This is a genomic window from Streptomyces sp. NPDC090442 (assembly GCF_044769405.1).
Classification (GTDB): Bacteria; Actinomycetota; Actinomycetes; order Streptomycetales; family Streptomycetaceae; genus Streptomyces.
Map to the genome: position 1 here is coordinate 298,435 of NZ_JBIVXW010000002.1, position 24,921 is coordinate 323,355.

The following is a 24,921-nucleotide window of genomic DNA, read 5'->3' on the forward strand; positions in this document are numbered from 1 at the left end:
CGGGGTGCCGACGACGCACGAAGCCCCCGTACGGACCTGCCGTACGGGGGCTTCGCGGTGTCCGGGAGGCACTCAGGTCCCCTGGATCACCTGCGTCACGCCGTTGATGATCTGCTGCACGGCGAGCGCGGAGAGCATCATCCCGGCCAGCCGGGTCACCAGGACCACCCCGCCGTCCTTGATCACGCGGATGATCATCAGCGAGAACCGCATCGCCAGATAGAGCACCACGTGGATCGCCGCGATCGCCGACCAGACCGCGACCTGGGAGGCGACGGTGTGCGCGTGGTCCACCGCGAGGATCACCGAGACGATCGCGCCGGGCCCGGCCAACAGCGGCATGCCCAGCGGCACCAGCGCGACGTTGACGTCCTTGGTCTGGGTCGGCTCCTCGGACTTGCCGGTCAGCAGGTTCAGGGCGACGAGCAGGAGCAGCAGCCCGCCGGCGATCATCAGCGCGGGCGTGGAGATGTGCAACCGTCCCAGGATCTGCTTGCCGAAGAGACCGAAGACGGCGATCACGCAGAACGCGACGGTGGCGGCCTGCCAGGCCATCCGGCGCTGCACCTTGGCCGGCCGGCCGGAGGTCAGGGCCAAGAAGATCGGGGTGATCCCTGGGGGGTCCATGATCACAAATAGCGTGACAAAGAGGGTACTGAAGACGGCGACGTCGAACACAGTGCTGGCCTTGCGGTGGTACGGGCGAACGGAGGGGGACGCACGGGGCCGGATGCGGCGCGGCCGACGAACGGCCCCGTGAGAAAGAAGAGGGGGAGGAGGGCGCGCCGCGGCACGCCCGGCTCAGGCGCGGGCGCGCGGTACGGCGGACGGCCGGGCGGCCGGTGCCGGCGGGCTCAGCCGCCCGCGCCGGGGACGGGGAAGGCACCGGTGGCCCGGCGCACGATCTCCCCGTAGATCTCCGGGTCGGTGGTGTATTCACCGAGGCGACAGGTCTTGCGGCTGCCGTGGTAGTCACTGGAGCCGGTGGTCAACAGGCCGAGATCGGCGGCGAGTCCGCGCAGCCGGGCCCGGGTCGGGGCGTCGTGTTCCATGTGGTCGACCTCGACGCCGTCCAGCCCCGCCTCGGCCAGCTTCCCGATCGCGCTCTCCGGGAGGCATACCGCGCGCTTGACGGCGAGCGGGTGGGCGAAGACCGTGACCCCGCCGGCCGCCTTGACCAACCGGATCGCGTCGAACGGATCGAGCTCGTGCTTCTCGACGTACGCCCGGCCGCCGTCGGCCAGCCACTCGGAGGTGAAGGCGTCGGAGACCGAGTCGACCACGCCCAACTCGACCATGGCAGTGGCGACATGCGGGCGGCCCACGGCGCCGTCGCCGGCGATCCGCGCCACCTGCTCCCAGGTGAGGGGCACGCCCAGCTCGCGCAGCTTGCCGACCATGGCCCGGGCGCGCGGCACCCGGTCGTCACGGACCAGCTCCCGCTCGCGGGCCAGTTCCGGCTCGTCGGGGTCGAAGAGGTAGGCGAGCATGTGCAGGCTGATCCCGTCGAGCCGGCAGGACAGCTCGGCGCCGGTGACCAGCGTCAGCCCCTCGGGGAGCGCGGCACGCGCCTCAGCGTGGCCGCCGACGGTGTCGTGGTCGGTCAGCGCGACCACGTCCAGGCCCTCGGCGACGGCGTTGCGCACCAGTTCGGTGGGGGTGTCCGTGCCGTCGGAGGCCGTGGAGTGGGTGTGCAGATCGATACGCACGGCACGTTCTCCAGACTGCTGCGGGACGGATACGGCGGCGGGCCGCAAAGCGGACACCACACCGGGAACCACCCCGTAAGGACTGCGGGGCACTACCACGGACTACAGAAGGATACCGGTCGGCCGGACCTGCCCTCGTCAGTCGGCCCTGCCTCCGGCCGACGCCCCGCACCGCGATCCGTAGTCGCGCCGACTTCGTCAGCTCAGAATCCTCGGCGACAGCGCCCCACAGGGCAGGAGATCCACCTCGGCGCCGGCCTCTCGCAGATCCGTGAGTACCAGCTCGTCGTACATCAGCAGCCCGGACTGCTCGGGCCAGGCGACGGCCCACAGCCACAGCCCCCGGGCCTCGCCGGCGAAGACCGCACGGTCGGCGGGCGCGCCATGAACCTGCCACATCGGGGTCGGACGGCCGGCGGCGAGCACCTTGACGTGCGGCGGTCGGTCGACGCGCAGATGCGGGCCGGGGTCGGGGCCGTCGATACCGGCATAACGGGAGCCGAGCCCCACACCCAGTTCCTCGGCGACCAGCAGGAGTTCACCGGGTCCGCCGAGCGGGCCGGGCCCGGAGCAGGCCACCGCGGTCGCCCGACCGCCGCTACGGTCGTCGCCGGCACAGGCCACGCCGGTGAACAACCAACCGACCGGCAGCGGCCAGGGCATCCACACGGGCACCTGCGCACGGTGCACGACGACGCCGAGCGCCTCGACGCTCGGCGGAACGACCGGCTGGAGCGGATGCACGGTGCCGTGGGCGGCGCACTGCCAGGTATCGGAAAAGAGGCCGGGCGCTCGTACCCGGCCTCCGCACTTCGGGCAACTGGGTTCGCCCCTCATAAGGACCAACGGTCCTCCTGAGCCGCCGCCCCGTCAAGGACGATCACTCGACCAGTGTGCCCCTCATCACGTACCGCACCGCACACTTGGCCGTTTCCCGTGACGCGCGAACCCAACCCTCGAAAAACTAGTTGTAGATTGCATTTTTTAGACCGACTAACCTATTGTGTGTAATCAGCAACGATTTTGGTGAGCGCACAGAGACAGGAAGGGGAACCCGGCATGCAGCAGAGCGGTCACGGCGGTGACACCCACGACCCCTTGGAGGGGGACGGCACCTCGCTCCTCCGGCAGCCCAGGGCGGTCTGGGCCACCGCGGGCGCCTCGGTCGTCGCCTTCATGGGCATCGGGCTGGTGGACCCGATCCTCCCGTCCATCGCCAAGGGCCTGAACGCCTCGAACAGCCAGGTCTCCCTCCTGTTCACCTCCTACTTCCTGATCACCGCGGTGGCGATGCTGGTCACCGGCTTCGTCTCCAGTCGCATCGGCGGTCGCAAGACGCTGCTCGCCGGGCTGGCCCTGGTGGTGGTCTTCGCCGCGCTGTCCGGCACCTCGTCCTCGGTCGGCGAACTGGTCGGCTTCCGCGCCGGTTGGGGCCTGGGCAACGCGCTCTTCGTCTCCACCTCGTTGGCGGTGATCGTGGGAGCCGCGGCCGGCGGCAGCGCGGCGGCGATCCTGCTCTACGAGTCCGCGCTCGGGCTCGGGATGGCCTGCGGCCCGCTGCTGGGCGCGGTGTTGGGCAACATGAAGTGGCGCTACCCCTTCTTCGGCACCGCGGCCCTGATGGCCATCGGGTTCCTCGCCATCACCGTCTTCCTCAAGGAGCAGCCCCGACCGCGCCACAGGACCTCGCTGCTGGACCCCGTCCGGGCGCTCGGCCACGGCGGATTGGCCTCGGCCGCGGTCTCCGCGTTCTTCTACAACTACGCGTTCTTCACCGTGCTGGCGTTCACCCCGTTCGTGCTGAACATGTCGCCGTACAGGTCGGGCGGGGTGTTCTTCGCCTGGGGCGTGCTGCTGGCGCTGTTCTCGGTGGTGCTGGCGCCCCGGCTCCAGAAGCGCTTCGGCTCGCTGCGGGTGCTGGGCGGCTCGCTGCTGCTGCTCGCCGTCGACCTGGTCGTCCTCGGCTACGGCGACCACACCACCGCGGTGGTGTGCACCGTCCTCTCCGGCGCCTTCATCGGCCTGAACAACACCGTCTTCACCGAGTTGGCGCTGGGCGTCTCGGACGCGCCGCGGCCGGTGGCCAGCGCCGGGTACAACTTCGTCCGGTGGTTCGCGGCGGCGGCCGCGCCGTTCCTCGCCCCGAAGATCGCGGAGTGGACCGATCCCCATGTCCCGTTCGTGGTCGCGGCGTTGGCCGCGGCGATCGGCGCCGGCATCGTCGCGGTCCGCCGCCGGTCACTGACGCTGCGGGCCGAGGAGTTCGAACCCCGGCACGCGACCGAGGACGGGGTCGCGGTCTTCGCCAACCGGTAGGCGGGGGAAGGAAACTGACGCCCCGCCCGGAGGGGCGGGGCCGGGCCCGTTCAGTCCAGGGCCACACCCGCCCGCAGCGGGTCGCGCAGGTCGGTGCCCCGCTCCAGCCAGCGGGCCTGCAGCGCCTCGGCGCCGTGCACCCGCTTCCAGGCGGCCTCGTTGGGCGTCATCGGCAGCAGCGGCAGGAACCGCACCGGGTCCAGCGCCGCGCCGTGCGGCCCCGTCTCCCCCAGCTCCAGGTCCTCGACGAGGCCACCGGCCGCGCCCACCAGGACCGAGGTGAACGGCGCCCCCGGCCACAGCGGCTCGCCCACGTCCAGCGACGCCCCGGGGGCCACGATCACGCCCTCGACCTGCGGTGACGCGGCGAGGACGGCGAGCGGGCGAAGGACCTTGTCGGTGTCCGCGCGGCCGCCGCGCACCGAGAGCAGGAGTTCGGCCCGGGGGCCGCGGTGCGGATCGGCCAGGACCGCCGCGGGATCGTTCATCGGTTGGGCGGACATCCCGAGCGTGGCGTAGCGGAGCACGTCGCCGTCGACGAAACGCAGCACCTCGATGCGGTCGGTGCCGAGGAAGGTGATGGCGGCGCGCGCGTCCGGTTCGCCCAGCGCCGTGCGCAACCGGGCCTCGACCAACTCAAGAACGTCAGACATGCGGCGAGCATAGGCGTCGGGCCAGGGACCGGCCGCGGCGCCCAACAGCCGCCGGAGAGACCCCCGTCACATGCCGGGGAGCGGTTCGTTATGGAACGGGCAAAGGGGCGTCACAGCGCTTCGGGCGGCTGATAGCCTTGCCGTCTGGTCAGGGAAAGACGAACGTCCCCCAACGGGGACCGGCCGGAGGAGGTGGGGCTGCGGTGGATCCGAGTCGACCGTGCAGTACCGATAGTTCTCCCGTCGTCCCGCTCGCCAGGCGAGCCTTCTGATCCGAGAGCTTCCGTACCCCGCCGCACAGCGGCGAAACGCTTGAAGTTCTTTTGCTCCGGACGCAGATGACGGAAGAGCGCCCTCGACTCTTACTTCCGTGATGTCAGCGAACTGCCGTCGGTAGCACCGCACCGAGCGCCGCCCGCTTTGCGGACGTATGGCTGCTTGTCGCCGCGTACGTCCTCGTTCCGGGCCGCGTTGCGCCTGCGTTCGCCGCTGACGGCCGGCCCGAAGGAGCCTGCCTTGTCGATGATCCGCGACCTGCGCGCCGCCGTCCGTCCCGCCCGGCGCCGCGACGACTCCCCCTACCGCGGCGCCTCCGCCGCCGCGGCCTGCCCCAACAGCGCCGTCGTCGACTGCGGCGTCTACCGCGACGGCCAGCGGGTCGCCGGGCACCCCACCCCGGCCGAGGCGATCGCCGGCGCCCGCGACGACGGGGGCTTCGTCTGGATCGGCCTGCACGAGCCGACCGAGGCCGAATTCGCCGGCATCGCCCGGGAGTTCGGGCTGCACCCGCTCGCCGTGGAGGACGCCGTCCACGCCCACCAGCGGCCCAAGCTGGAGCGCTACGACGACACCCTGTTCACCGTCTTCAAGACCGTGCACTACGTCGAGCACGCCGAGTTGACCTCCACCAGCGAGGTGGTGGAGACCGGCGAGGTGATGTGCTTCACCGGGCCGAACTTCATCGTCACCGTCCGGCACGGCGGCCAGGGCTCGCTGCGCGCGCTGCGGCACCGCCTCCAGGAGGACCCGGAGCGGCTGGCCAAGGGCCCGTCCGCGGTGCTGCACGCCGTCGCCGACCAGGTCGTGGACGGCTACATGGCGGTGGCCGGCGCGGTGCAGGACGACATCGACGAGGTGGAGATCGACGTCTTCAGTTCCGGCACCACCGGGCGGGGCAGCGGCGGCAAGGGGGCCGCGAAGGGCGGCGACGCCGGGCGGATCTACCAACTCAAGCGCGAGGTACTGGAGTTCAAGCGCGCGGTCTCCCCGCTGCTGCGGCCGATGCAACTGCTGAGCGAGCGGCCGATGCGGCTGGTGGACAGCGACATCCAGAAGTACTTCCGGGACGTCGCCGACCACCTGGCGCGGGTCAACGAGCAGGTGCTGTCCTTCGACGACCTGCTGAACTCCATCCTCCAGGCCAACCTCGCGCAGGCCGCCGTGGCGCAGAACGAGGACATGCGCAAGATCACCGCCTGGGCGGCGATCTTCGCCGTCCCGACGATGATCGCCGGCGTCTACGGCATGAACTTCAAGTACATGCCGGAGCTGGAGTGGAAGTACGGCTACCCGACGGTGCTGCTGGTCACCGTCGGCATCTGCCTGGGCATCCACCGCGGCTTCAAGCGCAACGGCTGGCTGTAGCGCCGGCGAGCCGCCCCTCCGGCCGGCCGATTAGGCTACGGACCATGACGGAGACGGTGTCGCAGACCCTGCTGGATCAGGCCCTCATCGAGGAGGCCACCAAGAAGTCCGGCCTGGTCTGGGTGCGCGGGGCGAGCGGCCCGGCGCGGGCGCTGTGGCACGTCTGGCACGACGGGGCGGTCTGCCTGGTGGGCGCCGCCGAGGACGCCGGCCGGGAACGCGTCGGGGCCGAGCAGCCGCTGGCCGGCCTCGGGCTCGCCGACGGCGGCACCGCGACGGTCACCGTGCGCAGCAAGGACAAGGGCGGCCGGCTGGTCGCCTGGCCGGCCGCGGTCCACGAGCTGGCGCCCGACAGCGAGGAGTGGCGGGCCACCGTCGAGGAGTTGAAGGGCAAGCGGCTCAACGCCCCGGACTCCGAGGCGCTCGTCGAGCGCTGGGCCCGGGAGTGCCGGGTGCTGCGGCTCGTCCCGGCCGGCGAAGCGGTGCAGCGCCCCGGCCGGATGCCGGACGGCCCGCACGCCGAGCCGCCGCTGCCCTCGCCCGCGCTCACCCGCCGGCCGGCGCCGGCCGCGCTGCCGAAGCTGCTGCGCCGGGGCCGCAGGGGCTGACGGCCCGGCCGCGGCCGGTCAGTTGGCGCCGGCGATCTTCTGACCGTAGTCGAGGACCTGCTCCTTGTCGGGGGCCTTGAGGTCCACGCCCTTGCCCCAGTCGGAGAGTTTCAGCTCGCCCGCGCCGCCGGCGCGCTGGAGCCGCAGCGGGTAGGGGGTGCCCTCCAGGGAGACGTCGAGGGTGCCGCCGGAACCGGCGCCGGCGGCCACCTGGACGGTACGGTGCCCGTCCACCGTCCCGCGGTTGCCGGCCGTCAACTCGCCGTGCAGCCCGAGCAACCCGGCGAGCAGGGTGTCCTTGTCGGTGAAGCCGCTGAAGCGCTGGTGGACCGGGTCGGCGGCGGGCACCTTGACGTACTTGTCGCCCAGCTTGGCCGCGCTGCCGCCGCCCGGGCCGGCCTTCTCCCCCGCCCAGAAGGCCGCATCGGCCTTCAGATAGAGCGCGTTGCCGACCCGCAGCAGTTGGAACGAGGCGGCCTGGGTGGCCACTTCGCCCCGGGCGCCGTCCCCGGCCAGCCGCATGTCCAGGGTGTAGGTGCTGCCCTGGCTGACGACCTTTCCGGAGAGGTGGACGGTGTCGGCCTTGGCGGCCGCGGCCTTCGCCTTGGCCGCGATCTGCGCGGCGGGCAGCCTGCCGACCCCGTTGGTGCCGGCGTCCGGGTCCTCCGCGCAGCCGGCCACCGTCGCGGTCAGCGCCGCGCACGCCGCCGCCACCCGCGCGACCAGCCCGGGCCGTCGGGATCCGGCCGGCGGTCGGCGGGTGGTGTCCGGGGGGATGACGCTCACGTCGGCTCTGCCTCCTGATGCGGGTGACCTCGACAGCTCACGGCAGCGTACCCGGGGGGCGACGGCCCGTAGGCCCGCTTCCGGCCGGCCACCATACGGCCGTTCCCGCCGGGGCGCGGCCCACCCCGACGGGTTAGCCTGAACCCGAACCAAGGCGTTGTTTTCTGATCAACAGCGGAGCAATCAGGACGGAAAGGGAGAAGGGCGGCGCTCTCCATGGCGGTGGTCACTCCCCGGATCTTCGTCTCCCACCTCTCCGGCGTGGCCGTGTTCGACCCCAACGGCGATCAGGTCGGCCGCCTGCGCGACCTGGTCGTACTGCTCCGAGTCGGCGACCGCCCGCCGCGGCTGCTGGGGCTGGTCGTCGAGGTGGTCAGCCGGCGCCGGATCTTCGTGCCGATGACCCGGGTGACGGGCGTCGAGTCCGGCCAGATCGTCACCACCGGCGTGGTCAACATGCGCCGCTTCGAGCAGCGGGCCTCCGAGACGCTGGTCTTCGGCGAACTGCTGGACCGACGGGTGCGGATGGTCGGGACCGACGAGGAGGTCACCGTGCTCGACATCGGCATCACCCAACTCCCGGCCCGCCGCGACTGGGAGATCGACAAGGTCTTCGTCCGGCGCGGCAAGGGCGGCCCGCTGCGCCGCAAGGGCGAGGTGCTGACCGTCGAGTGGTCGGCGGTGACCGGCTTCTCCCTGGAGGAGCACGGGCAGGGCGCGGAGAGCCTGTTGGCCACCTTCGAGCAGCTTCGCCCCGCCGACCTGGCCGGCGTGCTGCACCACCTCTCCCCCAAGCGCCGCGGCGAGGTCGCCGCGGCGCTCGACGACGACCGGCTGGCCGACGTCCTGGAGGAGCTCCCCGAGGTCGACCAGGTCGAGATCATCGGCAAGCTGAAGGACGAGCGGGCCGCCGACGTCCTGGAGGCGATGGACCCGGACGACGCCGCCGACCTGCTCTCCGAGCTGCCCGAGGAGGAGAAGGAGCGCCTGCTGACCCTGATGCGCCCGGAGGAGGCCGCGGACGTCCGGCGGCTGATGTCCTACGAGGAGCGCACCGCCGGCGGCCTGATGACCACCGAGCCGATCGTGCTGCGCCCGGACGCCACCGTCGCGGACGCGCTGGCCCGGGTGCGCGACCCGGACCTCTCCCCCGCGCTCGCCGCCCAGGTCTACGTCTGCCGGCCGCCGGACGAGACGCCCACCGGCAAGTACCTCGGCCTGGTCCACTTCCAACGGCTGCTGCGCGACCCGCCGTTCACCCTCGTCAGCTTCATCGTGGACACCGATCTGCCGGCCCTGCGGCCGGACACCCCGCTGCCCGAGGTGACCAGCTACCTGGCCGCGTACAACATGGTCGCGGCGCCGGTGGTGGACGAGGGCGGTGCGCTGCTGGGCGCGGTCACCGTCGACGACGTGCTGGACCACCTGCTGCCGGACGACTGGCGGGAGGCCGGGCTGCACGGCCGTCCCCAGGCCCACGGCGGCACCGTCCGGGCGCGCGGAGAGGGTGCCGATGGGCGCTGACGACCGGGAGAACGCCAGGGAGCGGCGGCCGCACGGCGCCTCGGCGGTGCGCCGGGGCGGCGCCGGGGAGCGGCACCGCGGGCCGGAGCCCCGGCCGCGGGCGCGGCTGGACCTGCCGCGGGTGCCGCGCCGCACCTTCTTCCCCGAGTACGACCCGGAGGCGTTCGGGAGGCTCTCCGAGAAGATCGCCCGCTTCCTGGGGACCGGCCGCTTCATCGTCTGGATGACGGTCACCATCATCCTGTGGATCGGCTGGAACGTCACCGTCCCCGGCAACCTGCGGTTCGACAACTACCCGTTCATCTTCCTGACCCTGGCGCTCTCCCTCCAGGCGTCCTACGCGGCGCCGCTGATCCTGCTGGCGCAGAACCGCCAGGACAACCGCGACCGGATCACCCACGAACAGGACCGCAAGCAGAACGAGCGCTCCATCGCCGACACCGAGTACCTGACCCGGGAGATCGCGGCGCTGCGGCTGGGCCTCGGCGAGGTCGCCACCCGCGACTGGATGCGCTCCGAACTCGAAGAGCTGCTGCGGGAACTGGAGGCGCGGCAGAGCGCCGACGGCGAGCTCCCGGAGCGTGACGAACGCGACCGCTGAGGGCCTTTCCGGAGGTGCCCTCACCCGCCGTACGATCGTGACATGGCAACAGACACGCCCCAGCCCAACGGCTCCGCGCCGAGCGAGGACGCGATCCGCGAAGCGCTCGCGACGGTCAACGACCCCGAGATCCACCGCCCCATCACCGAACTGGGGATGGTCAAATCGGTGAACGTCGCCGCGGACGGCTCGGTGGCGGTCGTGGTCTACCTCACCGTCTCCGGTTGCCCGATGCGGGAGACGATCATCAGCAGCGTCCGCGAGGCCGTGGAGCGGGTGCCCGGCGTCACCCGCGCCGGGGTCGAACTGGAGGTGATGAGCGACGAGCAGCGGCGGGAGCTGGCGACGTCGCTGCGCGGCGGCACCGCCGAGCGCGAGGTCCCGTTCGCCAAGCCCGGCTCGCTGACCCGGGTCTACGCCGTCGCCTCCGGCAAGGGCGGCGTCGGCAAGTCCTCGGTCACGGTCAACCTCGCCGCCGCGATGGCCGCCGACGGCCTCAAGGTCGGCGTCGTGGACGCCGACATCTACGGCCACTCAGTGCCCCGGATGCTCGGCGCGGACGGCCGGCCCACCCAGGTCGAGAACATGATCATGCCCCCGTCGGCGAACGGCGTGAAGGTCATCTCGATCGGGATGTTCACCCCGGGCAACGCCCCGGTCGTCTGGCGCGGCCCGATGCTGCACCGCGCCCTCCAGCAGTTCCTCGCCGACGTCTACTGGGGCGACCTCGACGTCCTGTTGCTGGACCTGCCCCCCGGCACCGGCGACATCGCCATCTCCGTGGCCCAGCTCGTCCCCAACGCCGAGATCCTCGTCGTCACCACCCCGCAGCAGGCCGCCGCCGAGGTCGCCGAGCGGGCCGGTTCGATCGCCGTGCAGACCCACCAGAAGATCGTCGGCGTGGTGGAGAACATGTCCGGGCTGCCCTGCCCGCACTGCGACGAGATGGTCGACGTGTTCGGCACCGGCGGCGGCGAGCGGGTCGCCGAGGGCCTGACGCGGACCACCGGCGCGCAGGTCCCGGTGCTCGGCGCCATCCCGATCGACGTCCGGCTGCGCGAGGGCGGCGACGAGGGCAAGCCGGTGGTGCTCACCGACCCCGACTCCCCCGCCGGCTCCGCGATCCGCGCCATCGCCGGCAAGCTGGGCGGCCGCCAGCGCGGCCTGTCCGGCATGTCGCTGGGGATCACCCCGCGCAACAAGTTCTGACCCGCGCGCGGCCGCTCCCCGGTCGCGTACGGCACGAGAAAGGGCGGACCCTCGACGGTCCGCCCTTTCGTCTGCGCCGCGCGCGCCGCCTAATGGGGCGCGCAGAATCTCGCGCACGCCCCCCTGTGCGCGGGCGCTCAGCCTTCGTAGACGCTCAGGTCCTGGATCACCGAGAAGCCCAGCCCGTACGCGCTCATCCCGCGCCCGTAAGCGCCGAGGTGCACCCCCTCGGCGCCCTCCGGACCGTCCTCGCCGGAGGTCCCGGCGAGCACCCAGCCGTACTCGGACTCCCGGTAGCAGAACGGCGTCGGCACCCCGTCCACCGGGAGCATCAGCTCGCTCCAGCCCTCCCCGCCGAGGTCGTCGGCCAACTCCCAGGCCAGCATCGTCTGCTGGTCCAGCCAGTCCTGGCGCAGCGTGCGGTCCATCTGCGTCGGCCAGGTGTGGGCGAGGAGGCCGGAGCCGGCCAGCCAGGCCGCCGTCGAGACCGAGGTGGCCTCCAGCACGCCGGTGCCGTCCGCGCTGCGCCGCACGGGCCGGCTGGCGACCGTCACCACCACCGAGAACCGCTCGTCGTCCTGGCTCTCCACCTTTATGCTGGGCTCCGCGCCGTGGCCGGTCGCGCCGTGCTCGACGGTGCCGTCGGCGGCCGTGCCGACCTGCATCAACCACCGCGGCCCGGTGAACGCCTCATCGAGGCCGTACCACGGGAACGCGGCCAGCAGATAGCCGTCGGCCTTCCGGCCGGTATCGGCGGGCACCTCATGGGTGACTGTCCGACTCGTCGTCTCCATCTGCGCGGAGCCTCCTCGTTGCCCTGCGTCGTGGGCGGCCCGCCCCCCTCAGGCGACCTCACCCCGGACACCGGGAGCATAGCCAGTGGGGTCAACACAGCCGGGCATACGAGATTCTCAGGTCGCGTCGGCGTCGAACGGCGGCGGCTCGCGACGGGAGGCGTCCGCGCCCTTGGTGAACATGTCCGGACGGCCGGCGGAGGCGGCCGACGGTTCCTTCGACAGGTTCACCGAGGAGCCGCCCGCGGCGGCCGCCGCTGAGCGGGGCGCGGTGGACTCCCGGACCGCGTCGGTGACGTCGGTCATCTCCTTCTTCAGGTCGAAGCCCTCGCGCAGCTCGGCGAGCTCCTTCAGCCCGTACTCGTCCTTCTCCAGGACGTGCTTGCGGACGAAGTTCTTCGGCTTGAGGTCCTCGAACTCGAAGTCCTTGAACTCCGGACCGAGCTCGTCGCGGATGTCCTGCTTGGCGCTGTCGGAGAACTCCCGGACCTTCCGGATGAAACCGGTCGCGTCCTGGATCAGCTTGGGCAGCTTGTCCGGCCCGAACAGAAGCACCGCGAGGACGACGATCGCAATCAGCTCTAGGGGTCCTATGTCGAAGAACACCTTGCAGCTCCTTGGGTTATCCGCGGCCTTCGGGGGCCTTCGGGCCAGGCCGCCTCTCACGGTACCTGGCCCCCGGCGTCGGACGGGAGTCGCCCGTCCCAACACCGTACAAACGATCAACCCGGCGTGGCGGAACCCAGTGTCAGCCGGACGGACCGTTGCGCGTCGCCCCGCTGGACCGTCAGCGTCAGCACGTCGCCGGGCCGGTGGCTGCGGACCTTGATGATCAGTTCCTCGCCACTGTGCACCGGCGCCCCGTCCACCTCGGTGATCACGTCGCCCGACCGAAGGCCGGCCTTGGCGCCGGGGCCGCCGGGGGTGACCGCCGGCGCACCGCCCTTGCCGTCCTCGCTGACCCGGGCGCCGTCGCCGGCGTACTCCATCGCCAGCGTGACCCCGAGCACCGGGTGGGTGGCCCGGCCGGTGTTGACCAGTTCCTCGGCGACGCGCTTGGCCTGGTTGATCGGTATGGCGAAGCCCAGGCCGATGCTGCCGCCCTGGCCACCGCCGTCCAGCCCGCCGGTGCCACTGTCGGCCGCCCGGATCGCGCTGTTGATCCCGATCACCCGGGCCTTGGTGTCCACCAACGGACCGCCCGAGTTGCCCGGGTTGATGGGGGCGTCGGTCTGCAGCGCGTCGACGTACGACACATCGCTGCCGTCGGGCTTCTTGCCGCCCGCGGTGATCGGGCGCTGCTTGGCGCTGATGATCCCGGACGTCACGGTGTTGGCGAGGTCGTAGGGCGCGCCGATGGCCACCACCGGGTCGCCGACCTGCGCCGCGTCGGAGTCGCCGAGGGCGAGCGGGTGCAGCCCGGAGACGCCCCGGACCTGCACCACGGCGAGGTCGTAGCCGCCGTCCCGCCCGATGACCTTGGCCTTCGCGGTCTGTCCGCCGCTGAACGTCACCGCTATCTCGCCACCGGTCCCGGCCGGCTCGACGACGTGGTTGTTGGTGAGGATGTGGCCCTGCTGGTCGAGCACGAAGCCGGTGCCGGTGCCCTGTTCGGCGTTGCCGCGGACGTGCAGGGTGACCACGCCGGGCAGCGCCGCCCTGGCGATCCCCGCGACGCTCTCCGGGCTGCGGCCGCCCGCGTCCCCCGCCGCCTGCGGCAGCTTGAGGTCGTCGAGGCCGCCGTACCGCTCGATGTACGCGCCGGTGACCCCGCCGACGCCGCCCGCGAGCAGCGCCAACGCCACGGCGGCGGCCGCCAGTCGGGCCCGCCGGCCACGGCGCCGCGGCGCGGCCGGGTCCGGGGCGCCCGGTGCCGCCATCGGGCCACCGGGGCGGGGCGCGCTCCAGGGGTCGTAGTGCTGCCACGCGCCGGGCGCGGTCGGGGGCGCGGGACGCGGGCCGCCGTCGCCGGGGTGCGGGACGAAGCCGCCGGCGGCGGGCTCGGCGGTCGCGCCGGGGGCGTACGCCGGCTTCGGTGCCACGGCCCCTACTGCGGGCGGGAGTTCGGCCTCGCGCGAGGCGTCGGGGGCCGGCGCCACCCCGCTGGGTACCGCGGTGCCGTGCGCCGGCGTCGCCGTCGGTCGCTGGACGAGCGGCGCGGGCGCCCACGGCCCGGGGCCGCCGTACGGGGGCGTCCCGTAGGGGTCCTCGGGGTGCAGCGGCTGCTGCCGGGGAGCGTCAACAGGGGTGGCACGGGTGGGCGGCACCGCGGAACCGGCCGCGGGCACGGTGCGCGGGTCGGGGCGGGACCCGTCGACCGCGGGCTCGGCGCCCCGGGCCGGCCCGCGCTGCTCGGGGACCTGGGCGGGCACCGCGCCGAGCACCGTGGTCGCGGCGGGGCACTCGGGGGTGGCGGGGACGTTCTCGGCCGAACCGCCTTCGGCCGGACGGTCCTTGGCCAGACACACCGCGGTCGGACGGTCCTCGGCCGCGTCGCCCGTCACCCGCTCCCGCTCGCCCGGGGCGTCCGACGCCGCGCCCTCCCCTACGGGAGCCGATCCGGACGCCTCCGCCGCCGGGTCCGTCAACTCCCCGCCGGCCTCGGCCACTTCGGCGGGTGGGGGCGTGTCCGTCGCCGGCCCCGCCACCATGGGCGCCGTCGTGGGCCGCGGCGGGCCGACGACCCAATCGCCCGACGGCTCCGCGCCGGAGGCACCGGCCGCCGGCGCCCCGGCCTCGCCCCCGGCGGGCTGTCCCGGCCCCGGAACCGGCTCCGGCCGGCTCCACCACTTCAGCTTGGGCCCGGCGCCCTTCGCGTCGTCCATGCTCTCCCCAACACTTCACCCGCGCCCCAGCGCGGCCACCTGCGGCCCGTCCGACGACGGGCCCCGCGGTACGCGCCCCGGGCAGGGGCGCGCCGCCCGAGAAGGGATTCAACCAGTTCCGGGCGGTGACGTGCGCGGTCCGGTCAGTGCGGGCCGGAGGCCGCCTGGCTGCTGCCGCCGTCGGAACCGAGCAGCGGCCGCACCGGCGCCAACGGCGGCAGCGGCGACGGGGCGTGGTGGATCGGGACCTCGGCGCTGACGGAGAGCCGGGCGAAGCGGTCGTCCGTCGGCGGGGCGGTGGCGGCGATCAGCGGCGAGATCCCGAAGCGGCCCGGCAGCGGGCTGAACGCCGGCACGGCGTCCGTGGGGCGGCCCTCGGACGGCGCGAACAGCGACATCGGGCTCGGCGCCGGGGCGCCGGTCGGATCGCTGACGGAGGGCCAGGAACGGGCCCGGGGCTCGTCCGTGGCCAGCGGCCCCTCGCCGCCGACGAACGGCACGGCGCCGGCCGCGGGGTTGGCGTTGAGCGGGGTGACGGCGGTGCCGTTGCCCTCGGCGCGCGGGCCGGGGACGTCGACGGCCGTCTCGAACGGGAGGGCGCCGCCGAGCGCGAACGCCGCCAGCGAGACCGCGCCGGCCGCCGCGAACGCGAGCCGGCGCCGCTGCGGGGTGCCGCGCTCCGGCTCGTGCACCCGAAAGCCGCGCGCCCGGGGCTGCGCGGGGACGGCCGCCATCGCCGGACCGAGGTGCCGCTCCGACGGGACATAGCCGAACGCACCGTCGCCGCGGGCGAATTCGCCCCGGCCGAAGGTGCCGTTGCCGAGCCGGCTGCCCGGACCGCCCGACTCACCGCCGGGCAACTGCTGAAGGCGCGCCAGCAGTCCCTCGGAGGGCCCGGGGGACAACGCCTGCGCGAACACGTTTTTCAGCCGACGCTGCGCGTCGGCCTCCGCCTTGCACTTCCCGCACGTCGCCAGGTGCGCCAGCACCCGTTCTCGTGCGTCGTGCCCCAGTTCACCGTCGACCAGGGCTGCCAGGCGGTCGCCGAGATGTTGCTCGGCGGGGGACGGACCGCCACTGCCGCTCACGCGATTCCGACCTCCCTACTGGGCACCACGGCCAGGGCGCGCCGCTCGTCGCGCTCCTCACGCTCCTCCGCCCGCGCCTCGGGCGAACGGTGCTTGAGCGCCTTGCGCAGATGGGAGCGGCCCCGGTGGATCCGGCTGCGGACCGTGCCCAGCTTGACGCCGAGGGTCGCGGCGATCTCCTCGTACGACAGGCCCTCGATGTCGCAGAGCACCACGGCGGCCCGGAACTCCGGCGCGAGGGTGTCCAGCGCGTGCTGGACGTCCGCGTCGAAGTGGGTGTCGTCGAACTGCTGCTGCGGCGCCGGCTCACGGCTGGGGAGCTTCTCGGCGGCGTCGTCACCCAGCGCGTCGAAGCGGATGCGCTGACGGCGGCGGACCATGTCCAGGAAGAGGTTGGTCGTGATGCGGTGCAGCCAGCCCTCGAAGGTGCCGGGGGTGTACGACGACAGCGAGCGGAAGACGCGGACGAACACCTCCTGCGTGAGGTCCTCGGCGTCGTGCTGATTGCCGCTGAGGCGGTAGGCGAGGCGGTACACCCGGGCACTGTGGGTGCTGACGATCTCCTCCCAGGTGGGCGGAGACCACGCCTGCGCGTCCGCGTCGGCGGCGAAGGTCGCGGTGGGCACGTCGGCGATGGGGGCCCCTCCCCTGGCCTTGGGGCCGTGAGGGCTGAAACGGTCAGCGGTGTTGGTCACGGATTTCGGCCCGGCGAACGACCGTCGCAAGCGCCTGCGCACCCTTCGGTCACCCGCCGCAGCCGCACCTCCCCTGGTGGCTCTGGTGGTGTCCAGTAGAGCCCCTACCATATCCACCTCGCCCGTTAGCTCCGGATAAGCAGTTTTGACCAGCATTTGGTGTGGCTTCTCGTCCTGCCGCGGCTCTCGCCCGGCCTCTTGCGCGGTATCCACCGGTGCGTCCCCCCGTTCTTCCCCCCGCCCTCTCCTAACGCCCGGTCCCATCTGCGGGTTCCCGCGCGCAGCGGATACAGTCACGGTTGCGTCAACTACGGGGACAGGAGAGGGCCATTACCGGCAACCGGCAGACGAGCTTGGCATTCGCCGAGGCGTACGGCGCCGGGACCCTCGACGACGACGCCCACACCGCCCTGCTCTGGTGCCGCGACCGCGCCCGTGAGGTCGGCGTCCGCACCGTGACCGCCGGCGCCGGCGCCGCCCTGCGACTGCTCGCCGCCACCGCGGACGCCAAGGCGGTCGCCGAGATCGGCACCGGCACGGGGGTGTCGGGCATCTACCTCCTGCACGGCATGCGCCCCGACGGCGTGCTGACCACCGTGGACCTCGAACCGGAGCGGCAGGCGTTCGCCAAGCAGGCGTTCCGCGCCGCGGGCTTCGCCGGCAACCGCGCCCGCTTCATCCCCGGCCGGGCGCTGGACGTCCTGCCGCGCCTCGCGGACGGCGGCTACGACCTCGTCTTCTGCGACGGCGACCCCATGGAGTACCTGGAGTACCTCGCTGAATCGTTGCGGCTGCTGCGGTCCGGCGGCCTCGTCTGCTTCCAGGGCGTCTTCGCCGACGGCCGGACCGTCGACTCGGCGGAGCAGCCCGACGAGGTGCTGCGGGTCCGCGAACTGCTGCGGGCCATACGGGAGAGCACCACGCTGGTGCCGGCGCTGCTGCCGGTCGGCGACGGGCTGCTCTGCGCGGTCAAGCGCGGCTAACCGACCGCCCGCCCGCACCGCCGCCCGGGGCGGCCTCCCGGCACACGAAACGGCCCCGGCACGCGGCGCGCCGTAACGTGGCGCGCCGCGTGCCGGGGCCGGGGCGTCCGGCTGGAGCTACCGGGATGTCCCGAAGAGCCGCAGCGGTGGTTCCGTCCGCGTCAGACGGTGACCTTCTCCAGTGCCTCACCCAGGGCCTTGGCCTCGTCGGGGGTCAGCTCGACGACGAGTCGACCGCCGCCTTCGAGCGGAACGCGCATGACGATGCCCCGCCCCTCCTTGGTCACCTCGAGCGGGCCGTCGCCCGTCCGCGGCTTCATGGCCGCCATGCTCGTTCCCCTTCCTGAAACCAGCTCACCTCAGCCGACGGCCTTGATAGGCGCGTGTCACCGGCGTCGAACACATTGCTTCTAGGCCATTATCCCGCATCGAACGACCCGATGACCAACATCAGGGGGCATCCCTTTGGCAACGCGCTCCCGCAAACCCACCCAATTCGGGGAGCGGGCTGCGATACTTCGCCGCTCTGCACCACCCGGCACGCCCGCATTCTTTGACGTACGTCACATGTCGAGGGCGGATGATCTCCGGCATCCTGGGCGCTGGCTGCCGTTGCCGGGCAGCACCGAGCCACGACGGAGGGGACTTCCCAACTATGGCCGACACCGTGCTCTACGACGTGACCGAAGGACTGGCGACGGTCACCCTCAACCGCCCCGACGCCATGAACGCGCTGAACACGGAGGCGAAGGTCGCGCTCCGGGACATCCTTGCCGAGGCCGCCGCCGACCCGGCGGTGCGGGCGGTGCTGCTCACCGCCACCGGGCGCGCCTTCTGCGTCGGACAGGACCTCAAGGAGCACATCGGGCTGCTGGCCGAGGACCGCGAGAGCGGTGCGGGGCGCACCATGAACACCGTACGGGAGCACTACAACCCCATCGTCACGGCGCTGGCGGGGATGCCCAAGCCGGTGGTGGCCGGGGTCAACGGGGTCGCCGCGGGCGCCGGGGCGGGCTTCGCGCTGGCCGCCGACTACCGCGTCGTCGCCGACACCGCCTCCTTCAACACCTCGTTTGCGGGCGTGGCACTGACCGCGGACTCCGGGGTGTCCTGGACGCTGCCGCGGCTGATCGGTCACGGCCGCGCCGCCGACCTGCTGCTCTTCCCGCGCTCGGTCCCCGCCCAGGAGGCGTACGAACTGGGCATCGCCAACAAGGTGGTGCCCGCCGACGAACTGGCGGCGGAGGCGGCCACGGTGGCCCGCCGGCTGGCCGAGGGGCCGACCGCCGCCTACGCCGCGCTCAAGGAGTCGCTGGCCTACGGCGCCGGGCACTCGCTCGCCGAGACCCTGGAGAAGGAGGACGAGCTCCAGGTCCGGGCCGGGACCTCGGAGGACCACCACCGCGCGGTGGAGGCGTTCGTCAAGAAGGAGAAGCCGGTCTTCGTCGGGCGCTGACCGGGGCCCGCCGCCCCGTGGACGGCGGGCGGGCTGGCGCTCAGCCGGCCGCCGCCTCCACCTCCGCGCGCACATGGCAGTCCGCGAGATGGTCGTTGACCAGCCCGCACGCCTGCATCATCGCGTAGGCGGTGGTGGGGCCGACGAACCGGAAGCCGCGCTTCTTGAGGTCCTTGGCGAGCGCGGTGGACTCCGGGGTCGTCGGCTGCACGTCGCCGACGGTGTGCGGCACCGGGCGGCCGGCGCGAGTCGGGGCATGGGACCAGATCAGGGCGTCGAGCTCGCCGGGGGCCAGCTCCACGGCGACCTTGGCGTTGGCGATCGTCGCGGCGATCTTGGCGCGGTTGCGGATGATGGCCGAGTCGGCCAGGAGCCGCTCGGCGTCCGTGTCGGTGAAGCGGGCCACCTCGGCGATACGGAAGCCGGCGAACGCGGCCCGGAACCCCGCGCGGCGCCGCAGGATGGTGATCCAGGACAGCCCGGACTGGAACGCCTCCAGGCTCATCCGCTCGAAGAGCGCGTCGTCGCCGTGGACCGGCCGGCCCCACTCGGTGTCGTGATAGAGGCGGTAGTCGGCCATCTGCTCCGACTCCATCCCCCACGGACAGCGCGGGACGCCGTCCGGCGCCGTCACCACTCCGCTCATTGCTGACCCTCCCCTTCCGCGCGCTCGGCGCGACCGTCTCCCTGCTCCGCGCGGCCGGGGGTTTCCGGTCCGTCGCTCCTCGCCGCACCGCCCGGCGCCCCGTCGGCCCCGGACCGCCCCGGCTCCTCGGCGGGCGCGGGCGGCTCGCCCTCTATGAGGCCCGGCCCGCCCATCGCCGCGGCATGGGCGCCGGCCAGCGCGGCCTCCAACTCCGCGATCCGGGCGTCCCGCTCGGCGAGCTCGGCGCCGACGCGGTCCAGGACGTCGTCGACGTCGTCCATGCGGTAGCCGCGGACGGCCACCGGCAGCCGGACGGCCTCCACGTCGGCCCGGGCCAGCGGGCGGTCCTGGGGCAGCGGGTCGTACAGCGCCGTGGGCTCGGCGTCGCGCAGCCCGCCCCCCTCGCCGCCGGCGTCTCCCCCGCCCACGACGACGAGCGTGACCGCGGCCACCACCACGACCATCGCGATCAGCATGAACCAGAACACGACCATCTCCCCGGACTTCAAGTGCCTGCACCGATCGTGCCATGCGGGTCTGACAGTTAGGGTCGCTGCCGGACCATGGAGAGGGAGCCAGGAAATGCTGCGGCTGGGAAAACGCGAGTTCGGAGCGCATGAGCCGGTGATCATGGCGATCGTCAACCGGACGCCGGACTCCTTCTACGACCAGGGGGCGACCTTCCATGACGAGCCCGCGCTGGACCGCGTGGCGCAGGCGGTCGACGACGGCGCCGCGATCATCGACATCGGCGGCGTCAAGGCCGGCCCCGGCGAGGAGGTCGACGCCGAGGAGGAGGCCCGCCGCACGGTCGGGTTCGTGACCGAGGTGCGCCGCCGCCACCCCGACGTGGTGATCAGCGTCGACACCTGGCGGCACGAGGTCGCCGAGGCGGTGTGCGAGGCCGGCGCGGATCTGCTCAACGACGCCTGGGGCGGGGTCGATCCGCGACTGGCCGAGGTCGCCGCCCGGTACGACGTGGGCCTGGTGTGCACCCACGCGGGCGGCGTCGAGCCGCGCACCCGTCCGCACCGGGTGGTGTACGACGACGTGGTGGCCGACGTGCTCCGGGTGACGCTCGGACTGGCCGAGCGGGCCCGGGAGTTGGGCGTGCGGCGGGACGGGATCCTGATCGACCCGGGGCACGACTTCGGGAAGAACACCCGGCACAGCCTGGAGGCGACCCGGCGGCTCGGGGAGATGGTCGAGACGGGCTGGCCGGTGCTGGTGTCGCTGTCCAACAAGGACTTCGTCGGCGAGACGTTGGACAGGCCGGTCAAGGAACGGGTGTTGGGCACCCTGGCGACCACCGCGGTCTCCGCCTGGCTCGGCGCCCAGGTCTACCGCGTCCACGAAGTCGCCGAGACCCGGCAGGTGTTGGACATGGTGGCCTCGATCGCCGGCCACCGGGAGCCGGCGGTGGCCCGGCGCGGGCTGGCCTGAGGGACGCGTCCCCCGGGGGCCCTCTGGGGTGGAACGCATTAGGGGGCGTGGGAACAGATCCCGTAGGGGATGGCTGCGCCCCCTGCGGGGCCACAACGGGGCGGGAGCGGGCGGTATTCCCGCGCGGGGCCGCCCGCCCCGGCCGTGGCCCGTCGGACAGGCGCTAGATCCCGACCTCCTTGGTGACCAGGGCGATCGCCTCGTCCACGTCGTCGCTGAGGTGGAACAGCTCCAGGTCGTGCGGCGACGCCTTGCCCTGGGCCACCAGGGTCTCGCGCAGCCAGGAGACCAGCCCGCCCCAGTACTCCGAGCCGAACAGCACGATCGGGAAGCGGGTGACCTTGCGGGTCTGGACGAGGGTCAGCGCCTCGAAGAGCTCGTCGAGGGTGCCCAGTCCACCGGGGAGCACGACGAACCCGCGGGCGTACTTCACGAAACAGGTCTTCCGGACGAAGAAGTAGCGGAAGTCGACGCCGAGGTTCACGTACTGGTTCATGCCCTGCTCGAAGGGGAGCTCGATGCCGAGCCCGACGGAGGTGCCGCCAGCCTCGAAGGCTCCCTTGTTGGCGGCCTCCATGGCCCCCGGGCCGCCGCCGGTGATCACCGAGAAGCCGGCCGCGACGAGCGCGGCGCCGATCCGCACCCCTGCCTCGTACTCGGCCGTGCCGCGCGGCGTGCGGGCCGAGCCGAAGACGCTCACCGCCGGCCCCAGCTCGGCCAGCGCGCCGAAGCCCTCGACGAACTCCGACTGGATCCGCATCACGCGCCAGGGGTCGGTGTGCACCCACTCGGAAGGGCCTTCGGAGTCCAGCAGCCGCTGGTCCGTCGTCGTGCCGGTCTGCACCTGGTCGTGCCGGCGCAGTACGGGACCCAGCCGCTGCTCCTCGGGGACGGGCGCTCCCTCGGGGTTGGCCATGACGTGCTCCCTCCGCTGACAGATCGTTTGCCACTTCAGCGTAGATCGGCCGGTGTGACCGGGAGGGGAATTCGACTGGTATGCGAGCGGACGGCAACGGGGCCGTCCGCTCCCGGACGGCCCCGTTGACCAGCCGCTGACCTGCCGCGCCCGTCAGGCCGTCGAGCCGTCGGTCAGCCAGGCGCGCAGCCGCTCCTCGCAGTGCGCGATGTGGTCGACCGCGACCCGCTCGTCCTTCTTGTGGGCCAGCAGCGGGTTGCCGGGCCCGTAGTTGACGGCCGGGACGCCGAGGGCGCTGAAGCGGGAGACGTCGGTCCAGCCGAACTTGGGCCGCGCGGCGCCGCCGACCGCGGTCATGAACGCCTCGGCCGCCGGGTGCGACAGCCCGGGCAGCGCCCCCGGGGAGTGGTCGTCGACGACGAACTCGTCCACGGGGCAGTCGGCGAAGACCTCGCGGACGTGGGCCACCGCCTCCTCGGGGCTGCGGTCGGGCGCGTAGCGGTAGTTGACGGTGACGGTGCACTCGTCCGGGATGACGTTGGTGGCCACACCGCCCTGGATGCCGACGGCATTGAGGCCCTCCCGGTATTCCAGGCCGTCGATGACCGGGCGACGCGGCTCGTAGGCGGCCAGCTTCGCCAGGATCGGGGCGGCGGCGTGCACCGCATTGGCGCCCATCCAGGCGCGCGCGGAGTGGGCGCGCTCCCCCCGGGTGCGCAGCAGCACCCGCAGGGTGCCCTGGCAGCCGCCCTCCACCTCGCCGTCCGTGGGCTCCAGGAGGACGGCGAAGTCGCCGGCCAGCCAGTCGGGATGGGCCTCGGCGACCTTGCCCAGGCCGTTGAGGTGCGCGGCGACCTCCTCGTTGTCGTAGAAGACGAAGGTGAGGTCCCGGTTGGGCGCGGGGACGGTGGCGGCCACCCGGAGTTGGACGGCGACCCCGGACTTCATGTCGGAGGTACCGCAGCCCCACAGGACGCCCTGGTCGTCCAGACGGGAGGGCACGTTGTCGGCGATCGGCACGGTGTCGAGGTGCCCGGCGAGCACCACCCGCTCCGCCCGGCCGAGGTGCGTGCGGGCGACGACGTTGTTGCCGTACCGGTCGACGGTCAGGTGCGGCAGGGCGCGCAGGGCGTCTTCCACGGCGTCGGCGAGGTCCTTCTCGGTGCCGCTCACGGACGGGAAGTCGACGAGCCGGGCGGTCAACGCGGCGGCGTCCAACGACAGGTCAAGGCCGGTGTGAGTAGAGCGCTCCATGGGGCCGACCCTATCGGCAGCCCTCCGGTACGTTGTGCTGCGTGTCCGCCCAGCCCGTTTCCCCCGCCCGTCGCACCCGTCTGTGGCGCACCGCCGCGGCCTTTGTCGTCCTCCTCGGGGTGGTCGCGTATCTCCTGGTGCAGTACCTCACCAGCGGCCCCGGGGCGCCGCACTGCACGGTGCGCGTCCAGGGTGGCGGGGATCCCTACGAGCTCACGCCCGAGCAGGCCGCGAACGCCGCGACGATCTCCGCGGTGGCGGCCTCGCGCGGACTTCCCGAGCGGGCGGTGACGATCGCACTGGCGACCGCGATGCAGGAGTCCGGGCTGCGCAACATCAATTTCGGCGACCGGGATTCGGTGGGGCTTTTCCAGCAGCGGCCGTCCCAGGACTGGGGCACCGTGAAACAGATCATGGACCCGGTCTATGCGTCCGGGGAGTTCTACCGTCATCTGGCGAAGGTGCCGGGCTATTCCCGGCTGCCGCTGACCGTCGCCGCGCAGAAGGTGCAGCGCAGCGGCTATCCGCAGGCGTACGCCAAGCACGAGGCGAATGCCACGCTGCTCACCGGGGCGTTGACCGGCCGCAGTGCGGACGCGCTGAGCTGCACGGTGAGCCACCCCGTGGACAGCCCGGGGCCGGACGGCGCGGCGAAGGTCCGGGAGAAGCTGGTGCGGGAATTCGGGCCCGAGGTGCTGCCGCGGACGGTGGGTGCCGGCGGGCGGTCCGCGACGTCGGGGCGGAGCGTGACGGTGCCGGTGCAGCCCGACGGGTTCCGCACGGCGGCGGAGGGCGACACCGCGCAGCGCGGCTGGCAGTTGGCGAACTGGGCGCTGGCGCACGCCACCGACCTGCACATCGAGCAGATCTCCTACGCCGGGCGGACGTGGACGGCGACCGACTCGGGCAAGGGCTGGCAGGGCCCGAAGGCGCCCGTCGGCGCGGCGGAGTCGGTGCGGATCGTCACCGCGCGGTAGGGGCGTCGGGCCGGGCCGCACGGCTCGACCGGCAATCCTTTTTCCCCGCACGGAATTTCACCTGCCCGCGGCCGTATCCCCAGCCAATTCCCGTGCGTTTTACGGTCCGTGACGTTTCCGCACGGCATCGGCACGCATGCGTATTGCCGCTCTTTAACAAGGGCGGATTATGTGACACGTTGCCAACTCTTTACCGGGGTTCACCGCAACCTTCGGACACCTGAAGCGGTAATCAGGGCGGCCGTCCGCCCGGCGGACATGGCACATCTGTCAGAAGTACGAGTCCTTCTCCGTAAAAGGAGCACCATGTCCCTCCCCGTTACGCGTCGGATCGCCCGAGCCGCCCTGCTGGTCGCAGCGGGCGCCGCTCCCGTGGTCACTGCGGCCGGATCCGCGAACGCCGTGGAGCTGCCGCCCAGGGGCAACGAGCTGGGCGGACTGAGCGCGCTGGACTCCGCGAACACCAGCAAGACTCTGGACAACACCGCCCGGACCGGCGTCGGCATGGTCGACGAGACGGGCAACGAGGCCGCGCGCACCCTCGCGCCGGCGCTGGTGAAGACCCTGGGCCCGGTCGTCGAGCAGGCCGCCCCGGTCGCCAAGGACGCCACCCACAAGGCGGGGGACGTGGCCCGCCCGGTCGTGCGGGACGGGGTCACGACCGACGCGCTCGCCGCCGAGGTGGCCAAGCGTCTGCTGGACTCGCCCGACGGGCTGATCAGGCCGACCGCCGTCCTGATCGGCGGGCTGCCGCTCGGCGGCCGGTGAGCAATCGCTCCACCACACACCGCGCG

General features: G+C 72.9%; 26 protein-coding genes. 11 read left to right on the forward strand and 15 right to left on the reverse strand.

The window, feature by feature from the left end; genetic code table 11:
- Window positions 1-72: 72 nt before the first annotated feature.
- The 3 genes from ACIQU6_RS03150 to ACIQU6_RS03160 form a co-directional block, all read right to left on the reverse strand.
- Window positions 73-678, reverse strand: a complete 606-nt coding sequence (locus ACIQU6_RS03150; protein WP_403479881.1) for a MarC family protein — start codon at window positions 676-678, stop codon at window positions 73-75.
- 176 nt (window positions 679-854) lie between these two features.
- Window positions 855-1,709 (reverse strand): PHP domain-containing protein, encoded by an 855-nt coding sequence (locus ACIQU6_RS03155; protein ID WP_403479882.1) that lies wholly within the window; start codon window positions 1,707-1,709, stop codon window positions 855-857.
- Between the two features lie 198 nt (window positions 1,710-1,907).
- Window positions 1,908-2,546, reverse strand: a complete 639-nt coding sequence (locus ACIQU6_RS03160) for a DUF6758 family protein (protein ID WP_274913459.1) — start codon at window positions 2,544-2,546, stop codon at window positions 1,908-1,910.
- A gap of 222 nt (window positions 2,547-2,768) precedes the next feature.
- On the opposite strand from ACIQU6_RS03160, the gene ACIQU6_RS03165 reads away from it, so the two are divergent.
- Window positions 2,769-4,025, forward strand: coding sequence for an MFS transporter (locus ACIQU6_RS03165; RefSeq protein WP_403479883.1), 1,257 nt, complete (start codon window positions 2,769-2,771; stop codon window positions 4,023-4,025).
- A gap of 50 nt (window positions 4,026-4,075) precedes the next feature.
- Here the strand turns inward: ACIQU6_RS03165 and ACIQU6_RS03170 are convergent, their stop codons facing one another.
- Complete coding sequence (locus tag ACIQU6_RS03170) at window positions 4,076-4,678, reverse strand: suppressor of fused domain protein (RefSeq protein WP_403479884.1); 603 nt, start codon at window positions 4,676-4,678, stop codon at window positions 4,076-4,078.
- A 516-nt stretch (window positions 4,679-5,194) separates the two neighbouring features.
- Here ACIQU6_RS03170 and ACIQU6_RS03175 point away from each other — a divergent pair.
- On the forward strand, window positions 5,195-6,322 hold the full coding sequence (locus tag ACIQU6_RS03175; RefSeq protein WP_403479885.1) for a magnesium and cobalt transport protein CorA: 1,128 nt from the start codon (window positions 5,195-5,197) through the stop codon (window positions 6,320-6,322).
- A gap of 44 nt (window positions 6,323-6,366) precedes the next feature.
- Window positions 6,367-6,930: a hypothetical protein gene (locus ACIQU6_RS03180; protein WP_403479886.1), complete on the forward strand. Its 564-nt coding sequence runs from the start codon at window positions 6,367-6,369 to the stop codon at window positions 6,928-6,930.
- An 18-nt stretch (window positions 6,931-6,948) separates the two neighbouring features.
- Here the strand turns inward: ACIQU6_RS03180 and ACIQU6_RS03185 are convergent, their stop codons facing one another.
- On the reverse strand, window positions 6,949-7,716 hold the full coding sequence (locus tag ACIQU6_RS03185; RefSeq protein ID WP_403479887.1) for a hypothetical protein: 768 nt from the start codon (window positions 7,714-7,716) through the stop codon (window positions 6,949-6,951).
- Window positions 7,717-7,932: 216 nt separating this feature from the next.
- On the opposite strand from ACIQU6_RS03185, the gene ACIQU6_RS03190 reads away from it, so the two are divergent.
- Genes ACIQU6_RS03190 through ACIQU6_RS03200 form a run of 3 tightly spaced genes read left to right on the forward strand, consistent with a single transcriptional unit; the run spans window position 7,933 to window position 11,050 of the window.
- Window positions 7,933-9,240, forward strand: a complete 1,308-nt coding sequence (locus ACIQU6_RS03190) for a magnesium transporter MgtE N-terminal domain-containing protein (protein ID WP_274913468.1) — start codon at window positions 7,933-7,935, stop codon at window positions 9,238-9,240.
- Complete coding sequence (locus ACIQU6_RS03195) at window positions 9,230-9,841, forward strand: DUF1003 domain-containing protein (protein WP_403479888.1); 612 nt, start codon at window positions 9,230-9,232, stop codon at window positions 9,839-9,841. Before ACIQU6_RS03190 ends, ACIQU6_RS03195 begins: the two co-directional genes overlap by 11 nt.
- Before the next feature lie 42 nt (window positions 9,842-9,883).
- The gene (locus tag ACIQU6_RS03200; protein ID WP_403479889.1) at window positions 9,884-11,050 is read left to right on the forward strand and encodes an Mrp/NBP35 family ATP-binding protein; all 1,167 of its coding nucleotides are present in this window, start codon (window positions 9,884-9,886) and stop codon (window positions 11,048-11,050) included.
- Window positions 11,051-11,187: 137 nt separating this feature from the next.
- Here ACIQU6_RS03200 and ACIQU6_RS03205 read toward each other — a convergent pair whose 3' ends face one another.
- From ACIQU6_RS03205 to sigE, 5 genes are all read right to left on the reverse strand, one after another.
- Window positions 11,188-11,844: a hypothetical protein gene (locus ACIQU6_RS03205; RefSeq protein WP_403479890.1), complete on the reverse strand. Its 657-nt coding sequence runs from the start codon at window positions 11,842-11,844 to the stop codon at window positions 11,188-11,190.
- Between the two features lie 117 nt (window positions 11,845-11,961).
- The gene (locus ACIQU6_RS03210; protein WP_403479891.1) at window positions 11,962-12,450 is read right to left on the reverse strand and encodes a sec-independent translocase; all 489 of its coding nucleotides are present in this window, start codon (window positions 12,448-12,450) and stop codon (window positions 11,962-11,964) included.
- Window positions 12,451-12,566: 116 nt separating this feature from the next.
- The gene (locus ACIQU6_RS03215; RefSeq protein ID WP_403479892.1) at window positions 12,567-14,669 is read right to left on the reverse strand and encodes a trypsin-like peptidase domain-containing protein; all 2,103 of its coding nucleotides are present in this window, start codon (window positions 14,667-14,669) and stop codon (window positions 12,567-12,569) included.
- A gap of 143 nt (window positions 14,670-14,812) precedes the next feature.
- Window positions 14,813-15,757 (reverse strand): anti-sigma factor family protein, encoded by a 945-nt coding sequence (locus ACIQU6_RS03220; protein WP_403479893.1) that lies wholly within the window; start codon window positions 15,755-15,757, stop codon window positions 14,813-14,815.
- The gene (sigE, locus tag ACIQU6_RS03225; RefSeq protein WP_403479894.1) at window positions 15,754-16,563 is read right to left on the reverse strand and encodes an RNA polymerase sigma factor SigE; all 810 of its coding nucleotides are present in this window, start codon (window positions 16,561-16,563) and stop codon (window positions 15,754-15,756) included. Before sigE ends, ACIQU6_RS03220 begins: the two co-directional genes overlap by 4 nt.
- A gap of 188 nt (window positions 16,564-16,751) precedes the next feature.
- Here sigE and ACIQU6_RS03230 point away from each other — a divergent pair, with 188 nt between their 5' ends.
- A complete protein-coding gene (locus tag ACIQU6_RS03230; RefSeq protein WP_376568933.1) occupies window positions 16,752-17,435 on the forward strand; it encodes an O-methyltransferase in 684 nt (227 codons plus the stop codon).
- Window positions 17,436-17,596: 161 nt separating this feature from the next.
- Here the strand turns inward: ACIQU6_RS03230 and ACIQU6_RS03235 are convergent, their stop codons facing one another.
- Complete coding sequence (locus ACIQU6_RS03235) at window positions 17,597-17,764, reverse strand: DUF3117 domain-containing protein (RefSeq protein WP_003985072.1); 168 nt, start codon at window positions 17,762-17,764, stop codon at window positions 17,597-17,599.
- A gap of 326 nt (window positions 17,765-18,090) precedes the next feature.
- On the opposite strand from ACIQU6_RS03235, the gene ACIQU6_RS03240 reads away from it, so the two are divergent.
- Window positions 18,091-18,891 (forward strand): enoyl-CoA hydratase/isomerase family protein, encoded by an 801-nt coding sequence (locus tag ACIQU6_RS03240; RefSeq protein ID WP_403479895.1) that lies wholly within the window; start codon window positions 18,091-18,093, stop codon window positions 18,889-18,891.
- Between the two features lie 40 nt (window positions 18,892-18,931).
- On the opposite strand, the gene ACIQU6_RS03245 is transcribed toward ACIQU6_RS03240, so the two are convergent.
- Both ACIQU6_RS03245 and ACIQU6_RS03250 read right to left on the reverse strand, forming a co-directional pair.
- A complete protein-coding gene (locus ACIQU6_RS03245) occupies window positions 18,932-19,537 on the reverse strand; it encodes a DNA-3-methyladenine glycosylase I (RefSeq protein WP_403479896.1) in 606 nt (201 codons plus the stop codon).
- Entirely contained in the window at window positions 19,534-20,025 is a 492-nt protein-coding gene (locus ACIQU6_RS03250) for a DivIVA domain-containing protein (protein ID WP_403479897.1), read from the reverse strand. The genes ACIQU6_RS03245 and ACIQU6_RS03250 overlap by 4 nt, the downstream gene beginning before the upstream one ends.
- Window positions 20,026-20,119: 94 nt before the next feature.
- On the opposite strand from ACIQU6_RS03250, the gene folP reads away from it, so the two are divergent.
- Window positions 20,120-20,980: a dihydropteroate synthase gene (gene folP / locus ACIQU6_RS03255; RefSeq protein ID WP_403479898.1), complete on the forward strand. Its 861-nt coding sequence runs from the start codon at window positions 20,120-20,122 to the stop codon at window positions 20,978-20,980.
- Between the two features lie 163 nt (window positions 20,981-21,143).
- On the opposite strand, the gene ACIQU6_RS03260 is transcribed toward folP, so the two are convergent.
- Together ACIQU6_RS03260 and dapE are read right to left on the reverse strand one after the other, a co-directional pair.
- Window positions 21,144-21,896, reverse strand: coding sequence for a TIGR00730 family Rossman fold protein (locus tag ACIQU6_RS03260; protein WP_403479899.1), 753 nt, complete (start codon window positions 21,894-21,896; stop codon window positions 21,144-21,146).
- A 153-nt stretch (window positions 21,897-22,049) separates the two neighbouring features.
- Window positions 22,050-23,150, reverse strand: coding sequence for a succinyl-diaminopimelate desuccinylase (dapE, locus tag ACIQU6_RS03265; protein WP_403479900.1), 1,101 nt, complete (start codon window positions 23,148-23,150; stop codon window positions 22,050-22,052).
- 41 nt (window positions 23,151-23,191) lie between these two features.
- Here dapE and ACIQU6_RS03270 point away from each other — a divergent pair, with 41 nt between their 5' ends.
- Complete coding sequence (locus tag ACIQU6_RS03270; protein WP_403479901.1) at window positions 23,192-24,127, forward strand: heavy metal transporter; 936 nt, start codon at window positions 23,192-23,194, stop codon at window positions 24,125-24,127.
- Window positions 24,128-24,433: 306 nt separating this feature from the next.
- Complete coding sequence (locus ACIQU6_RS03275; protein ID WP_403479902.1) at window positions 24,434-24,895, forward strand: ATP-binding protein; 462 nt, start codon at window positions 24,434-24,436, stop codon at window positions 24,893-24,895.
- Window positions 24,896-24,921 lie beyond the last annotated feature (26 nt).

Excerpts from the sequence above, each read along its gene's own strand:
- ACIQU6_RS03215 (WP_403479892.1), bottom strand. The coding sequence starts at position 14,669 with ATGGACGACGCGAAGGGCGCCGGGCCCAAGCTGAAGTGGTGGAGCCGG.
- ACIQU6_RS03180 (WP_403479886.1), top strand. The coding sequence starts at position 6,367 with ATGACGGAGACGGTGTCGCAGACCCTGCTGGATCAGGCCCTCATCGAG.
- ACIQU6_RS03275 (WP_403479902.1), top strand. The coding sequence starts at position 24,434 with ATGTCCCTCCCCGTTACGCGTCGGATCGCCCGAGCCGCCCTGCTGGTC.
- ACIQU6_RS03165 (WP_403479883.1), top strand. The coding sequence starts at position 2,769 with ATGCAGCAGAGCGGTCACGGCGGTGACACCCACGACCCCTTGGAGGGG.
- ACIQU6_RS03205 (WP_403479890.1), bottom strand. The coding sequence starts at position 11,844 with ATGGAGACGACGAGTCGGACAGTCACCCATGAGGTGCCCGCCGATACC.
- ACIQU6_RS03260 (WP_403479899.1), bottom strand. The coding sequence starts at position 21,896 with ATGGCCAACCCCGAGGGAGCGCCCGTCCCCGAGGAGCAGCGGCTGGGT.
- ACIQU6_RS03170 (WP_403479884.1), bottom strand. The coding sequence starts at position 4,678 with ATGTCTGACGTTCTTGAGTTGGTCGAGGCCCGGTTGCGCACGGCGCTG.
- ACIQU6_RS03245 (WP_403479896.1), bottom strand. The coding sequence starts at position 19,537 with ATGAGCGGAGTGGTGACGGCGCCGGACGGCGTCCCGCGCTGTCCGTGG.
- ACIQU6_RS03190 (WP_274913468.1), top strand. The coding sequence starts at position 7,933 with ATGGCGGTGGTCACTCCCCGGATCTTCGTCTCCCACCTCTCCGGCGTG.
- ACIQU6_RS03240 (WP_403479895.1), top strand. The coding sequence starts at position 18,091 with ATGGCCGACACCGTGCTCTACGACGTGACCGAAGGACTGGCGACGGTC.
- ACIQU6_RS03195 (WP_403479888.1), top strand. The coding sequence starts at position 9,230 with ATGGGCGCTGACGACCGGGAGAACGCCAGGGAGCGGCGGCCGCACGGC.
- ACIQU6_RS03160 (WP_274913459.1), bottom strand. The coding sequence starts at position 2,546 with ATGAGGGGCGAACCCAGTTGCCCGAAGTGCGGAGGCCGGGTACGAGCG.
- ACIQU6_RS03200 (WP_403479889.1), top strand. The coding sequence starts at position 9,884 with ATGGCAACAGACACGCCCCAGCCCAACGGCTCCGCGCCGAGCGAGGAC.
- sigE (WP_403479894.1), bottom strand. The coding sequence starts at position 16,563 with ATGGTAGGGGCTCTACTGGACACCACCAGAGCCACCAGGGGAGGTGCG.
- folP (WP_403479898.1), top strand. The coding sequence starts at position 20,120 with ATGCTGCGGCTGGGAAAACGCGAGTTCGGAGCGCATGAGCCGGTGATC.
- dapE (WP_403479900.1), bottom strand. The coding sequence starts at position 23,150 with ATGGAGCGCTCTACTCACACCGGCCTTGACCTGTCGTTGGACGCCGCC.
- ACIQU6_RS03235 (WP_003985072.1), bottom strand. The coding sequence starts at position 17,764 with ATGGCGGCCATGAAGCCGCGGACGGGCGACGGCCCGCTCGAGGTGACC.